Source organism: Vogesella indigofera, from assembly GCF_028548395.1.
Classification (GTDB): domain Bacteria; phylum Pseudomonadota; class Gammaproteobacteria; order Burkholderiales; family Chromobacteriaceae; genus Vogesella; species Vogesella indigofera_A.
The window spans coordinates 1-13,909 of sequence record NZ_JAQQLA010000004.1 but is presented as its reverse complement, the minus strand read 5'-3'; the positions used below and the strand labels follow the sequence as shown (position 1 = coordinate 13,909).

The window sequence follows — 13,909 nt, the reverse complement described above, 5'->3', positions numbered from 1 at the left end:
CTGGCACTGCTGGCGGCGTTTGTCATTTATCGGGCACGCCCGATGTGGTTTGTTATTGAATGCGGTGTTGCCCGCTGCCGGCGACGGTGCCCCTAGGTGTGGCGCGTGCCAGCCGGCAACACCTACGCTGAATTGCTGACATGAAAAACATCGTAATCCTGATCTCCGGCCGCGGCTCCAACATGCGGGCCATCGTCGATGCCGACATCCCCGGCGCCCGCATTGCCGCGGTGATCGCCAACCGTCCCGATGCCGCCGGCCTCGCCTGGGCGGCGGCGCGCGGCATCGCCACCGTCGGTCTGGATCACAAGCAGTTTGCCAGCCGCGAGGCGTTCGACGCGCAGCTGGCGGCCGAGATCGACGCCTTCGCCCCCGATCTGGTGGTACTGGCCGGCTTCATGCGCATCCTGACGCCGGCGTTCACCGCGCGTTACGAGGGGCGGATGCTGAACATCCACCCGTCGCTGCTGCCGTCCTTCCCTGGCCTGCATACTCACCAGCGCGCCATCGACATGGGCTGCAAGGTGGCCGGCTGCACCGTGCACTTCGTCACCGCCGAGCTGGACCATGGTCCGATCGTGGCGCAGGCGGTGGTGCCGGTGCTGGACGACGATACCGAAACCACGTTGGCCGCACGCGTGCTGCAGCAGGAACACCGGCTGTATCCGGAAGCGGTGCGCCGCTTCGCCGCCGGCGAGCTGCAGATCCGCAACGGCCGCATCGGCGGTGTAGATGCCGCCGCCGCCGGCCTGGCGCTGCAGGTGCCGGTGCTCTGAAGATGATGCCCGCGCGGCGGCGCCGGTGGTGGCCGCTGTTACTGGCGCTGCTGTTGTCGTTGCTGCTGCATCTGCTGCTGTTCGGCGGCAGCCTGTTGTCCTTCGATGGCAGCGCACCGGAGGACGAGGCGCCGCTGCGCAAGCTGACGATCTCGCTGCAGGCGATGGCGCCGGCACAAGACGATGCCTCGGCGCCGGCAGCGGTGGCGCTGGGGATGGTCGCCGCCACCGAGGATGGCGCAGCGGGCGACGCTTCGGCGCCTCCGGTGCAGGTGCCGCGGCCAGCCAAGCGTGCCAAGGCCAAGCCGCTACCAGCCAAACCCGTTGCCGTGCCATCGGGTGAGACCGCAGCGGTGACGCCGGCTGGCGGTGCCCAGCGCGCGGCCGAAGCATCGGCACCGGCGGCAGTCGCGTCACCGGGCGCGGAGCGAGGCGAGCCGGCTGCGTCGAAGCTGGCGCGCTTTCCCGATGCCGCGCGGCTGGAATACGCGCTGCTGAGCAGCGGCCTGCAGCTAGGGCGTGGTGAGATGAGCTGGCAGCGCAGCGGTGGCGACTATCGCATCGTCACCACGGTCAAGCCGCTGATCGGCCCGACGCTGCGCTACGAAGTGCACGGCGAGGTTGGCCGCAACGGCCTACAGCCGCAGCGCTTCAGCGCCAGCCGCAACGAGCAGCCGCGCGAATACGCCCGCTTCGACTGGGCCGGCGGCGTGCTGGACTACGGCGACAAGGAGGCGAAACAGGCGCCGCTGCAGCCGGGGGCGTTGGACTGGATGAGCCTCGCCTTCGAGCTGGGTCTGCGCGGTGAGCAGCCGGGTGCGGCGACGCGGCAGGTGACCACCGGCAAGAAGGTGTACCAGTTTGCGCTGCAGCTGGCCGGTGAAACGGATTTTGAGGCGGGGGGCGGCACGCTGCGAGTGCTGGTGCTGCGCGCCCGCAATGACAAGGATTTGTTCGAGTTCTGGCTGGCGCCGGACTTTGCCAATCTGCCCGTCCGCATCATGCTGGCGGATAACGACAAGCGCTTTGAATTGCGCGCGACACTGATTGAATTTAACGGTGCGGTAGTGTGGACACCGCCACCCCAAAGGTCTAGTAAATATGAAAATTAACCTGCAGCAATTCAACCAGATCGAACAGGTACTGTTCGCGATGGTGAAGTTCGACCGCCCGGCCGATGCCGTGCTCACCGCCCACTTCCGTGCCAACAGCAAGCTGGGCGCCACCGATCGTCACCTGATCGCGGAAACCGCCTTCGCCTGCCTGCGTCATCTGGAAACGCTGCGCGCGCTGTGCGGCCAACGTGCCAACACCCGCAAGCTGGCGCTGGCCACGCTGGTGCGCATCGGTGGCGCCAACCTGCGCGAGCTGGACGGCATCATCAAGGAAACCGAGCGCGAATGGCTGTCGTCGCTGAAGGGCGCGCCGCTGCCGGAAGAGCTGACCGCGCGTGCGGCGCTGCCGCAGTGGGTGCTGGACATGCTGCCGCCGCTGGCGGAAGAAGAAGTGGTGGCGCTGGGCAAGGGCCTGGCCTCTGCCGCGCCGCTGGATATCCGCGTCAACACCCTCAAGCTGAAGCGTGACGACGCGCTGGTGCAGCTGCAGGATTCCGGCGTCGCCTGCGAGGCGACACCGTACTCGCCGATCGGCATCCGCCTGAAGGGCAAGCCGTCGCTGGCCAAGCACCCGCTGTTCGTCGGCGGTGCCATCGAGGTGCAGGACGAGGGCAGCCAGCTGCTGGGCCTGCTCACCGGTGCCCGTCGTGGCGAAATGGTGGTCGACTTCTGCGCCGGCGCCGGCGGCAAGACCCTGCTGCTGGGCGCGCAGATGGCCTCTACCGGCCGCCTGTATGCGTTCGACGTGTCGGAAAAACGTCTCGCCAACTTCAAGCCGCGCATGGCACGTTCCGGGCTGTCCAACGTCAACACCACGCTGATCGCGCACGAGAACGACACCAAGGTGAAGCGTCTGGCCGGCAAGGCCGACCGCGTGCTGGTCGATGCACCGTGCTCCGGCCTCGGCACCCTGCGCCGCAATCCGGACCTCAAGTACCGTCAGAGCGCGGACAGCGTGGCCGAACTCAATGCCAAGCAGCAGTCGATTCTGGCCTCCGCCGCGCGGCTGGTGAAGGCCGGCGGCCGGCTGGTGTACGCCACCTGCAGCCTGCTGCCGCAGGAAAACCAGGCCATCGTCGAGGCCTTTCTTGCCGCCCACCCGGCGTTCGAGCTGGTGCCGGCCAACCAGGTGCTGGCCGAGCAGAAGATCGCGCTGGATACCGGCGACTATCTGGCACTGCGTCCGCACCAGCACAATACCGACGGCTTCTTTGCCGCGGTGCTGCAGCGCAAGGCCGGGGTGGCGGATGCCGCACTTGAGCCGGAAGCCGAAGCAGGTCTACAATAACCCATTGATTTAGTCGGGTATGCGCCCGGCGCGACCACTTGAAAGAGGAATACCATGTCGATCCAGGACACCATCCGTCAGACCGTGACCGAAAACCCTGTCGTGCTTTTCATGAAGGGCTCGGCGCAGTTCCCGCAGTGCGGCTTTTCCGGCCGTGCGGTACAGATCCTCAAGGCTTGTGGCGTGAACACCTTCGTCACCGTTGACGTGCTGGCCGATCCGGAAATCCGTCAGGGCATCAAGGACTACGCCAGCTGGCCGACCATTCCGCAGCTGTATGTCAACGGCGAGTTCCTCGGCGGCTCCGACATCATGTACGAGATGTACCAGTCCGGCGAACTGCAGGAAGTACTGAAAGACCTGGCCAACTAAGCCGTTCTTGCTACGCTTCGACAGCCCGTGTGCCTCGCGCCACGGGCTGTTTTGTTATTCGCCGCCCGTGCGGCGGGCAAGGGTGAACCCGGAGTGTGGCGTGCAGCGGGGCGTTTGAAATGATTGTATAATGTCGCCCCATACCTCACGCCTGCACCGCCTGGTGCAGCCGGTTTTATCGATTACCGAAAGCGGTTTGCCGGAACCCGGTTCCGGGGCCGCTTTTTGCCAAGGTCTGGGATCCTGCCATGAACATTACCGTCGTCAATCATCCCCTGGTGCAGCACAAGCTCGGCCTGCTGCGCGAGGGCGACATCAGCACCATGAAATTCCGCCTGCTGACCCAGGAGCTGGCGCGCCTGCTGGCCTATGAAGCCACCCGCGATTTCGAACTGGAAACCGTCACCATCAACGGCTGGTGCGGCCCGATGGAAGTGCAGCAGATCAAGGGCAAGAAAGTGACCGTGGTGCCTATCCTGCGCGCCGGCATCGGCATGCTGGACGGCGTGCTCGATCTGGTGCCGTCGGCCAAGATCAGCGTGGTGGGCCTGGCGCGCAACGAGGAAACCCTGGAGCCGGTGTCCTACTTCGAGAAATTCGTCGGCAACCTCGACGAGCGCATCGCCATGATCATCGACCCGATGCTGGCCACCGGCGGCTCGTTGATCGCCACCATCGACCTGCTCAAGCGCAACGGCTGCAAGCACATCAAGGCGGTAGTGATGGTGGCGGCGCCGGAAGGCGTCAAGGCCGTCAACGACGCCCATCCAGACGTGCAGATCGTGGCCGCGTCGCTGGACAGCCACCTCAACGAGCACGGCTACATCATCCCGGGCCTGGGCGACGCCGGCGACAAGATCTTCGGTACCAAACACGCCTGACGACCAGGCGCCGCCTGCCTGAGCCGGCAGTGGCGCCACGGTTGCGGCCAACCTTGTGCGGGGGGAATGTCGATGCAGCACAATGCTTATCAACAGCTGGAACATGATTTTCTGTTGCGCTTCCCGCACGCTCTGCAGGACGAGGCGTGGCTGGCGCTGGGCAGGAAGCACCGCGGCATCGACCGCGTGCTGCAACTGTGCCGCGACGGCCTGAGCGAGCCGCTGCTGCGCGCCGCCATCGACAGCGGCAATACGGCGACGGTGATCGACTGCTGCCGCCAGATCGTCGCCCGCTGCAGCACGGTCAGCACCTTCGAGCGCATGGCGTTTCGCAACTACCTGGCGTTCAGCGACGTGCACCGCCCGTTCGTGGCGGCGCTCTACGCGCTGCTGTACCGCTTTGACGAAACCAGCTTTGCCGATTTTGTCGACGTGCTGCAGCTGTGCCGCCACGACGGCAAGGCCAATGCCGCCAAATGGCCGCTGGTAAGCTGCTTCCTCGCCTACAGCGACCCGCAACAGCACGTCTGCATCAAGCCGACCACCATCAAGAAGTTGGCCGCACGACTGGACGTCGACATCCACTACCGGCCGTTGCCCAATTACGACACCTACCGCCGGGTGCAGGCGATGGTGCAGCAGTTTCGCGCGCACAGTACGCTGGCGGCGGGGCAGGACAATATCATTGCCCAGGCGATCATGTATTGCGCGACAGCCTGAGGCGTCGGCCGCGCGGCGCACAATTTCAACAACAATAAGGAAAACACAGCATGTTTCAACAACTGAAGACGGTGGTATCTGGTGCCCAGATCCTGTTCGTCGCTTTCGGCGCGCTGGTGCTGGTGCCGCTCTTGACCGGCCTCAATCCGGCGATGGCGCTGCTGGGCGCCGGTGTCGGCACGCTGGTGTTCCAGCTGTGCACCGGCCGCCAAGTGCCGATCTTCCTCGGCTCCTCGTTCGCCTTCATCGGCCCCATCATCTACTCGATGCAGACCTGGGGGCAGGGCGCCACCATGTTCGGCCTGTTCTGCGCCGGTTTCATGTACTTCGTGTTCGCCGCCATCGTGCGCTGGCGTGGCATGGCGATGGTCAATCGCCTGCTGCCGCCGGTGGTGATCGGGCCGGTGATCATGATCATCGGTCTCTCGGTGGCCAGTGCTGCATCGAATATGGCGATGGGCCGTGCCGGTGGCAACCAGATCATGCCGTACGAGACCTCGCTGCTGCTGGCGGCGGTATCGCTGGCCACCACCATCGTGGTGTCGATCTTTGCGCGCGGCATGTTCAAGCTGGTGCCGATCCTGGCCGGCGTCACCGTCGGCTACATCGTGGCCGCCTTCATCGGCGTGGTGGATTTCGACAAGCTTGCCAACGCGCCGTGGTTCGTGGTGCCGGCCTTCGGCAGCATGGAAGTGAACTGGGCGGCGGCGCTGTTCATGTTGCCGGTGGCGATCGCCCCGTCGATTGAGCACATCGGCGGCGTGATGGCGATTGGCGGCGTGACCGGCAAGGACTACACCAAGACCCCGGGCCTGCATCGCACCCTGGCCGGCGACGGCCTCGGCGTGTGCATCGCCGGTGCCATCGGCGGCCCGCCGGTGACCACCTACGCCGAAGTGACCGGCGCGGTGATGATCACCCGCAACTTCAACCCGGTGGTGATGACGTGGGCGGCGGTGTTCGCCATCTGCATGGCCTTCTTCGGCAAGTTCAACGCGCTGCTGCAGTCGATCCCGATGCCGGTAATGGGCGGCATCATGGTACTGCTGTTCGGCACCATCGCCTCCATCGGCCTGAAGACGCTGATCGAGGCCAAGGTCGACCTGATGGAGCCGCGCAACCTGGTGATCATCTCGGTGGTGCTGACCTCCGGCATCGGCGGGCTGGAGCTGACCTTCGGCTCGTTCAGCCTGGTCGGCGTCGGCCTGTGCTCGGTGCTGGCCATCCTGCTGAACCTGATCCTGCCGCAGCAGGCCGCCAGCCACGACGGCATCGTCGAAGGTCAGGACGTGTAGAGGCTGTAACAGCCAGGGTTGGCCGCAGCTTGCGGCCAGCCTTGGCGCATGACGCGCCGCGGGGGAGTGCCGCCGCGCGTTGCCATGAAAAAACCCGCCAGCAGTGGCGGGTTTTTTTGCGGCCGAGCGGATCAGCCCTCGGCGCTGTCGTCCAGCACGATGCGCACGCGCAGGCCGGGCGCGTCCTGTTCGGTAATCGCCAGCAGACGGTCGATATTGGGGTGCTTGCCGGGGTGGGCGCGAGCGTCGTCGGTGTGTTCGGCGTACAGCGCCAGGCCTTCGCGCGCCGCCGCCTTGTCGATGTGGCCGAAGCGTTTTACCAGCGCGTGATAGACGCGCACCGAGCCGGCGGTACCCGGCTTGTTGTCGAGGCGTTGCAGCGGTTCGCCGGCGGCATCCAGCAGCATCAGCGCGGCAATGCCGTCGATGGTGGGCAGGGTGGCGAGAATGTCGGCAAATTTCATGATGATCAAAGCTCCGTGGGCAAGATGTTTCGTAGAATGGAATCAGACCTTTCTCTATTCCCCGAGTTTACCTGACATGACGCGCCGCAAAATCCTGCTGTTCCTGTTTTTGCTGTTGCCGCTGCTGGCTGTCGGCTACTGGTGGTGGCGGCCGGCGGTGGTGACGGTGGTGACGCTGGCGGCGCAGGACGTGGTGCGCACGGTGGTCACCAGCGGCCGCGTCGAGGCCAGCCATCAGAGCCGGCTTGGCGCCACCATCGGCGGCCGGGTGGTGGCGACGCCGGTGGCCAAGGGCCAGACGGTGACCGCCGGCACCGTGCTGCTGCAGCTGGAGCCGGAAGAGCTGCTGGCGCAGTTGCAGCAGACCCGCGCCCAGCTGGAGGATGCCGGCCAGCAGCAGACCGATGCCGAGCGCCAGTTGCAGCGCCAGCTGGCGCTGTTCCGCCAGGGCTTTGTCAGCCAGGCGGCGCTGGATGGCCAGCAGCGCAGCCGCGATCAGGCTCGCTTGCGGGTGGCGCAGCTGCAGGCACAGCTGGCGCAGTATCAGGCGCGGCTGGCGCAGGCGCAGATCCGTGCGCCGGCCGACGGCGTGCTGCTGGAGCGCGAGGTGGAGGTCGGCGACCTGCTCACCGCCGGCAGCGCCAGACTCAGCTTTGCCGCCGCCGGCCCGAAACACGTGCTGCTGGATGTCGACGAACGCCAGCTGGCGCAACTGGCCAGCGGCCAGCCGGCGCTGATCGCGGCCGATGCCTTTCCGGCGCGGCGGGTGGCCGGCAAGGTTGGCCGCATCGCGGCACAGGTGGATAACGACCGCGGCACGCTGGAGGTGGAGGTGCTGCTGGGCGAGGACGGCGGCTTCCTGCTGCCGGGGATGACGGTGTCGGCGGAGATTGAGACCGCGCGCTTGCGCCAGGTGCTGCTGCTGCCGGCCGATGCGGTGAAGCGCGGCCAAGTGGCGCTGGTGCAGCACGGGCGCCTGCAGCTGCATCCGGTACAGGTCAGCGCGGTGGTGGAAGGCAAGGTGCAGATCCTGCGGGGGCTGCGGGCCGGCATGGCGGTGGTCACGCCGTTTCCGTTGCTGGCGGCCAGTAGCCGCGTGCGGATCGTGGAGGCGGCGCCATGAACTTCGTGTGGACGGTGGCGTGGCGGCTGCTGCGCGAGGGTCGCTTCCAGACCGCGCTGATCCTGGCCGGGGTCAGCATCGGTGTCGGCGTCATCGTCTACATCACCGCCATCGTCAGCGGCCTGCAGGCCAACATCATCGACCGTACCTTGTCGACCCAGGCGCACGTAGTGCTGCGCCCGGCCGACATCGTCAACCAGGCGCCGCTGACGGTGCCGGGCAGCGTCAAGCTGGCCGACATCGCCAAGCGCACGCAGCACGAGAACACCATCGCCAACTGGAGCGGCATCGTGACACGGGCGCGCGGCACGCCCAATGTCAGCGCGGTGGCGGCGATGGCCAGCGGCCCAGGCGTCGCGCAACAGGGCGGCGTGCGCAAGTCCATCGTGCTGATGGGGGTCGAGCTTGACGACTACAGCCAGGTGGTGCGGCTGGACAACAAGCTGCAAGCCGGGCGCCTGCTGCTGCCGACCGGTACCGCGCTGATCGGCAAGGAGCTGGCTGCGGATCTGGGCCTGCAGCCGGGCGGGCGCTTGCGCCTGCAGACCGCAACCGGCGGCAGCCAGAGCATGACGGTGGGGGCGATTCTCGATTTCGGCCTCAAGGACCTCAACAAGCGCTGGGTACTGTTGCCGCTGCGCGAGGCGCAGAACCTGCTCGGCTTCCAGCGCGACATCACCGAAATCTACGTCAAGAGCGAGCGCCTGTTCGAGGCGGAAAGCCTTGCGGCCAACCTGGCACTGGCCACCGGCCTGACCGCGGACAGCTGGCAGTCCAGCAACGGTCAGCTGGTGACGGCGCTGAAAAGTCAGACCGCCTCCAGCCTGATGATCCGCGTGTTCGTCACCTTTGCCGTGGCGCTGGGCATCGCCAGCGTGCTGGTAGTGACGGTGGTGCAGCGTCAGCGCGAGATCGGCATCCTGCGCGCGATGGGCACGCCGGCGTCGCGCATCCTGGCGGTGTTCCTGCTGCAGGGGGGGCTCGTCGGCCTGTTCGGCTCGCTGTTCGGCTCGCTGCTGGGGGCGGTGATGGCGGAGGGCATCAGCCGGCTGGCTAAGACCGAGGACGGCAGCCCGCTGTTTCCGGTGGTGCTGGACGGCGAGCTGTTCATCACCACCGCGCTGATTGCGACCCTGGTCGGGGTGCTGGCGGCACTGCTGCCGGCGCTGCGCGCGGCCAGACTGGACCCGGTGGTGGCGATCCGTGGCTAAAATCATGACGCTGGAAAGGGTGAAGAAAAGCTACGGCGGCGGCAAGTCGCCGCTGGTTGAGGTGCTGCACGGTATCGACTTGCAGCTGGCGGAAGGCGAGTTTGCCGCGTTGCTGGGGCCGTCCGGCTCCGGCAAGTCGACACTGCTGAACATCATGGGGCTGCTGGAGACGCCGACTGCCGGTGAGCTGCGCATTGCCGATACCGCCACCGCCAGCCTCGACGACGCGGCGCGCACCGCCTTGCGCAATCGCTATCTGGGTTTCGTGTTCCAGTTCCACCATCTGCTGCCGGCATTCTCGGCGCTGGAAAACGTGATGATGCCGCTGTTTGCCGGCCAGGGGCGGGTCACGTCGCAGGACCGGCAGCGCGCGGCCATGCTGTTGCAGCGCGTCGGGCTGGCCGAGCATGCCGCCAAGCAGCCGGTGCAGTTGTCGGGCGGGCAGCAGCAGCGCGTCGCCATCGTGCGGGCGCTGATGAATCGCCCGCGGCTGGTGCTGGCCGATGAACCGACCGGCAATCTCGATACCCAGACGGCGAACGAGGTGTTTGCGCTGCTGCATGAGCTCAATCGCGAGGATGGCACCACCTTCCTGATCGTCACTCACGACCAGCGACTGGCCGATGGCTGTCCGCGCCAGATCCGGCTGCTGGACGGCCAACTGCAGCCGGACGGGCTCGTCAGTCCAGTGCCTTCAGCCAGTGACCGCTGATGGTGGCAAACAGGGCCGGCACGTGCGCCACCGGGCCGGACAGGTTGAAGGCATTGCTGTCACTCATGAAGTGGCCGTTCAGCGACAGCAGGTATTGCATGGCCGGGCCAAACAGCGTGCGCTCTGCTTCCTGGTGGCGCGACACGTTCATCTGCATCGCCACGTGCTGGCCGGAAAGGTGGAATTGCCCCTGATAGCGCGAGGTGGCATCGGTGCCCTGCAGCGAATGGTTGTCGATTACCCACTGGCCATCGCTGTGCTGGCCGTCGCTGGTGGATACCGTGACGTGATAGATACCGTTAATCATGGTGCGTCTCCTTCGAGGGGAAGATCTGCTGTCTGCCGGCAGGCAGCTACCTGTTTCAACTTAGACCACAAATCACGACAGATAAATCTGGATGCGGCCGCCAGCCGGCCGGCGCGGCGGCAAAACAAAGCGGGCAGCCAGTGGCTGCCCGCTTTGCGTGTCACGGTGTGCCGCTTCAGCGCAGGCAGTAAGCCAGCACCAGCCCGGCAAAGATCACCGCGCCGACGCGGTTGTTGTCGAGAAAGGCCTTGAAGCACAGCGCACGGTCGCGGTGGCGGATGTCCAGGTACTGGCGCCCGATCAGCAGCACCGACAGCAGCAGCGACAGGTAGTACGGCCAGCCGAGGCCGAGACTGTAGCCGATACCGGTCATCAGCGCGATGAAGGCGGCGTGGCACAGCATCACCGCACGCACGTCGTGATCGCCAAAGGTGATCGCCGAGGTCTTGATGCCGATCTTCAGGTCATCCGGCTTGTCGGTCATCGCGTAGGCGGTGTCGTAGCCTATGGTCCACAGCGCCTTGGCCAGGAACAGCAGCCACGCCAGCAGCGGTACGTCGCCGGTCACCGCGGCAAACGCCATCGGGATGCCGAAGCCGAAGGCCAGTCCGAGATAGGCCTGCGGCAGCGGGAAGAAGCGCTTGGTGAACGGGTAGCTGGCGGCGAGGAACACCGCCGGCAGCGACAGCAGCAGGGTCAGCCGGTTCAGCGGCAGGATCAGCAGCAGGCTGAGCAGGGCCAGCAGCGCGGCCAGCAGCAGCGCTTCCTTGCTGCTCACCGCACCGCGGGCGAATGGCCGCTGTTTGGTGCGCGCCACATGCATGTCGATGTGGCGGTCGGCAAAGTCGTTGATCACGCAGCCGGCGGAGCGCATCAAAAAGGTGCCGAGGGTGAAGATCAGCAGCAGCTGCCAGTCCGGCTGGCCGGCGGAGGCGATCCACAGTGCCCACAGCGTCGGCCACAGCAGCAGCAGGGTGCCGATCGGCTTGTCGATACGCATCAGCTGGCCGTAGACCGTCAGCCGCTCCTTGATAAAGTCCATGCTCATCACAGCAACTGCTCCAGTTCCGGCAAGAAGATTTCACAAACCAGCAGGCGCTGCCCGTCCAGCTCGAAGAGGCAGCGGCGAGCCAGATAGCGGCTGCTGGCATAGGGATCATGCGCCTGCGCCAGCGCAAACAGCGGGTGTCCGGCGTGCAGCTCGGCAAAGTCCAGCGTGCCGCGCCGCAGTTGCGGCAGGTCGCCAAACAGGGTCAGTCCCAGCGAACGGCTGCCGCGTTCCAGGATAGGGCGCCACACCGGGCATTCCGGCAGGCACACGCTGCGCGCCACCACCACCGGCTTGCCGGCCAGCGTCAGGCAAACGTGTCTGGCATGCAATTGGCTATCTGGGGTAAGCTCGAACAGGGCGGTTTCGTCGGCATGAACCGCGTCGCTGCCTTGCTGCAGCACGCTGACGGCGAAGTCGTGGCCGGTTGCCATCAGGTAGTTGGTGAGCGAACCGCTGACGGTGATGCACTCTGCCAGCAGCGGTGAAGTTGGCGGCAACTGGGCCGACCAGTCAGAAAAAGGCGTCATGCGGCGCATTATGCCAAAACCCGTCCGATCCCGCCGCAGTTGCGTGCGGCCAACCTTGTGACCACCCTGTGAGTTGTCGATGATCGAAACCTTCCTGTGGCTGCTGGGCTACCAGTTTGCCGGCGAGTTGCTGGCGCGCAGCCTCGGCTGGCCCATTCCCGGTGCCGTGCTCGGCATGCTGTTCCTGTTCCTGACGCTGTGCCTGCGCAAGGGCATTCCCGACACGCTGCGCCACAACGTGCCGCGGCTGATGACGCACATGTCGCTGCTGTTCATTCCCGCCGGTGCCGGCATCCTCGCCTTCTGGCCGCTGCTGGCCGAGCGACCGCTGGCGATGGCGGCGGTGTTGCTGCTGTCGACGCTGGCAACGCTGCTGATCAGCGCGCTGACGCTGACCTTGCTGTTACACCGTCAAAAAAGCAGAAAGATCAGGTCATGACGCCGACGCTATATGAATGGTTGCGCCAGTCGCCGCTGACCGGCATCTTCCTGACGCTACTGGCCTACCGCGTCGCGCTGAGTGTCAGTCGCCGCTATCACGGCCATCCACTGGCCAACACGGTACTGGTCGGTGCCGGACTGCTGATCGTCAGCCTGCTGGCGTTGGGCTTGAGTTTCGACGAGTACTTCCGTGGCGCCAGCTTTATCCAGTTCCTGCTCGGGCCGGTCACCGTCGCGCTGGCGATTCCGCTCTACAACAATCTGGCGCGGCTCAAACGCAGCGCCTTCGCCATCCTGAGCAGCATCGTGGTCGGCAGCGTCACTGGCGTGGCCAGTGCGGTGCTGATTGCCGTCGCCTTCGACATGCCGCCACAAATCGTGCTCAGCCTGGCGCCGCGTTCGGCCACCACGCCGATTGCGATCGGTGTGGCCGAGGCCATTGGTGGCATCCCCACCCTGGCTGCCGCCTTTGTCATCGTCACTGGCATCATCGGTGCGGTGCTGGCCAAGCCGCTGCTGACGCTGTTGCGCATGAACGATGACGTGGTGCTGGGTGTCGCCACCGGCATCGCTGCGCACGGCATCGGTACCGCTCGCGTATTCCAGATCTCTGAAACTGCCGGCGCCTTTGCCGGTCTGGCAATGGGGCTGACCGGTTTTGTCACCGCGGTGGTGGCACCATTGTTGGTGCATTTCTTGCTGTCGTAATACACATGGCACAGCATATGGCGGCCAAACAATAAGACTAAGGAAAGATATGGATCTCATCTTGTGGCGTCATGCCGAAGCCGAGGAAGGCTCTGACGACATGCAGCGCGCGCTGACCCGTCGCGGCCAGAAACAGGCGAGCGCGATGGCAACTTGGCTGCGTAAGCAGTTGCCCGATGATTTTGCGCTGCTCGCCTCCGAGGCGCTGCGCTCGCAACAAACCGCGGCACTGTTTGCCAAGAGTTATGAGGTCGTGCCGGCGCTGAACCCGGATGCCTCGGTCGAACAGGTGCTGACGGCCATCGACTGGCCGCGCAGCGGCAAGACCATCGTGCTGGTCGGTCATCAACCCTACATCGGTCGTCTCGCCGCCACATTGATGAGCGAACAGCCGCTGCTGTGGAGCGTCAAGAAAGGTGCCATCTGGTGGCTTAGCCATCGTGAACGCCACGGCATCGAGCAAGTTCGTCTCAAGGCGATGATGACACCTGCGATGCTGGGCATCGATTAATACGATTGTCGCGCTTTATTCTCGTGCTAAAGGTTGGCCGCAAGCGTTGCGGCCAACCTTTTTCATTTTTGTTGGCAGTGGGGTGGCTGTAAAATCAAGGGGTTGTCGGTTTTGCACCAAAAAGTCCGCTTTGGGGTGTTGACGCGGGTGGTCGGCTTCGCTATAGTTCGCCTCCTCAGCTGACGCCGCAAACGAAACGCGGTTCAGCACTGCTCTTTAACAGAACGAATAACCGATAGGTGTAAGTGTCTGGCCAAGCCAAATACTTGCACTGCAATGATTCTTAGGAACGATGTTTCTTTGAACTTGCGTGCCAAAAAATTGCTATGAGATTGAACTGAAGAGTTTGATCCTGGCTCAGATTGAACGCTGGCGGCATGCTTTACACATGCAAGTCGAACGGTAAC

General features: G+C 65.2%; 17 protein-coding genes and 1 rRNA gene. 14 read left to right on the top strand and 4 right to left on the bottom strand.

The features are described from left to right. The first annotated feature begins 140 nt into the window (after positions 1–140). From purN to PQU89_RS05690, 7 genes are all read left to right on the top strand, one after another. Positions 141–776 (top strand): phosphoribosylglycinamide formyltransferase, encoded by a 636-nt coding sequence (gene purN, locus PQU89_RS05720; RefSeq protein ID WP_272765019.1) that lies wholly within the window; start codon positions 141–143, stop codon positions 774–776. 2 nt (positions 777–778) lie between these two features. Then, the gene (locus tag PQU89_RS05715) at positions 779–1,888 is read left to right on the top strand and encodes a DUF3108 domain-containing protein (protein WP_272765018.1); all 1,110 of its coding nucleotides are present in this window, start codon (positions 779–781) and stop codon (positions 1,886–1,888) included. Further along, positions 1,884–3,179 carry an RsmB/NOP family class I SAM-dependent RNA methyltransferase gene (locus PQU89_RS05710; RefSeq protein ID WP_369793050.1) on the top strand — a complete coding sequence of 432 codons (1,296 nt, stop codon included), beginning with the start codon at positions 1,884–1,886 and terminating at the stop codon, positions 3,177–3,179. The genes PQU89_RS05715 and PQU89_RS05710 overlap by 5 nt, the downstream gene beginning before the upstream one ends. A 54-nt stretch (positions 3,180–3,233) precedes the next feature. After that, positions 3,234–3,551, top strand: coding sequence for a Grx4 family monothiol glutaredoxin (grxD, locus tag PQU89_RS05705; RefSeq protein ID WP_272765017.1), 318 nt, complete (start codon positions 3,234–3,236; stop codon positions 3,549–3,551). Between the two features lie 248 nt (positions 3,552–3,799). Further along, a complete protein-coding gene (gene upp, locus PQU89_RS05700) occupies positions 3,800–4,432 on the top strand; it encodes a uracil phosphoribosyltransferase (protein ID WP_047968469.1) in 633 nt (210 codons plus the stop codon). Between the two features lie 72 nt (positions 4,433–4,504). Next, positions 4,505–5,152, top strand: a complete 648-nt coding sequence (locus PQU89_RS05695) for a hypothetical protein (RefSeq protein WP_272765016.1) — start codon at positions 4,505–4,507, stop codon at positions 5,150–5,152. Positions 5,153–5,202: 50 nt separating this feature from the next. After that, entirely contained in the window at positions 5,203–6,447 is a 1,245-nt protein-coding gene (locus tag PQU89_RS05690) for a uracil-xanthine permease family protein (RefSeq protein WP_272765015.1), read from the top strand. A gap of 131 nt (positions 6,448–6,578) precedes the next feature. Here PQU89_RS05690 and PQU89_RS05685 read toward each other — a convergent pair whose 3' ends face one another. Further along, on the bottom strand, positions 6,579–6,911 hold the full coding sequence (locus PQU89_RS05685; protein ID WP_272765014.1) for a DUF2322 family protein: 333 nt from the start codon (positions 6,909–6,911) through the stop codon (positions 6,579–6,581). A gap of 76 nt (positions 6,912–6,987) precedes the next feature. On the opposite strand from PQU89_RS05685, the gene PQU89_RS05680 reads away from it, so the two are divergent. From PQU89_RS05680 to PQU89_RS05670, 3 genes are read left to right on the top strand one after another with little or no spacing between them, the layout of a single operon-like run. Further along, entirely contained in the window at positions 6,988–8,034 is a 1,047-nt protein-coding gene (locus PQU89_RS05680) for an efflux RND transporter periplasmic adaptor subunit (protein WP_272765013.1), read from the top strand. Next, positions 8,031–9,245, top strand: a complete 1,215-nt coding sequence (locus tag PQU89_RS05675; protein ID WP_272765012.1) for an ABC transporter permease — start codon at positions 8,031–8,033, stop codon at positions 9,243–9,245. The genes PQU89_RS05680 and PQU89_RS05675 overlap by 4 nt, the downstream gene beginning before the upstream one ends. 4 nt (positions 9,246–9,249) lie before the next feature. Further along, positions 9,250–9,957, top strand: a complete 708-nt coding sequence (locus PQU89_RS05670) for an ABC transporter ATP-binding protein (protein ID WP_272765011.1) — start codon at positions 9,250–9,252, stop codon at positions 9,955–9,957. Here the strand turns inward: PQU89_RS05670 and PQU89_RS05665 are convergent. The 3 genes from PQU89_RS05665 to PQU89_RS05655 all read right to left on the bottom strand — a co-directional run bounded on the left by PQU89_RS05665 (position 9,926) and on the right by PQU89_RS05655 (position 11,842). Then, a complete protein-coding gene (locus PQU89_RS05665) occupies positions 9,926–10,264 on the bottom strand; it encodes a GrlR family regulatory protein (protein ID WP_272765010.1) in 339 nt (112 codons plus the stop codon). The genes PQU89_RS05670 and PQU89_RS05665 overlap by 32 nt on opposite strands. 175 nt (positions 10,265–10,439) lie before the next feature. Then, positions 10,440–11,312, bottom strand: coding sequence for a 4-hydroxybenzoate octaprenyltransferase (ubiA, locus tag PQU89_RS05660; RefSeq protein WP_373322783.1), 873 nt, complete (start codon positions 11,310–11,312; stop codon positions 10,440–10,442). Beyond that, on the bottom strand, positions 11,312–11,842 hold the full coding sequence (locus tag PQU89_RS05655; RefSeq protein WP_272765009.1) for a chorismate--pyruvate lyase family protein: 531 nt from the start codon (positions 11,840–11,842) through the stop codon (positions 11,312–11,314). Before PQU89_RS05655 ends, ubiA begins: the two co-directional genes overlap by 1 nt. 79 nt (positions 11,843–11,921) lie before the next feature. On the opposite strand from PQU89_RS05655, the gene PQU89_RS05650 reads away from it, so the two are divergent. From PQU89_RS05650 to PQU89_RS05635, 4 genes are all read left to right on the top strand, one after another. After that, positions 11,922–12,281, top strand: coding sequence for a CidA/LrgA family protein (locus PQU89_RS05650; RefSeq protein ID WP_272765008.1), 360 nt, complete (start codon positions 11,922–11,924; stop codon positions 12,279–12,281). After that, positions 12,278–12,991: an LrgB family protein gene (locus PQU89_RS05645; protein WP_272765007.1), complete on the top strand. Its 714-nt coding sequence runs from the start codon at positions 12,278–12,280 to the stop codon at positions 12,989–12,991. Before PQU89_RS05650 ends, PQU89_RS05645 begins: the two co-directional genes overlap by 4 nt. Before the next feature lie 49 nt (positions 12,992–13,040). Then, a complete protein-coding gene (locus tag PQU89_RS05640; RefSeq protein ID WP_272765006.1) occupies positions 13,041–13,502 on the top strand; it encodes a SixA phosphatase family protein in 462 nt (153 codons plus the stop codon). Between the two features lie 334 nt (positions 13,503–13,836). After that, positions 13,837–13,909 (top strand): 16S ribosomal RNA (locus tag PQU89_RS05635); the annotation flags it as partial.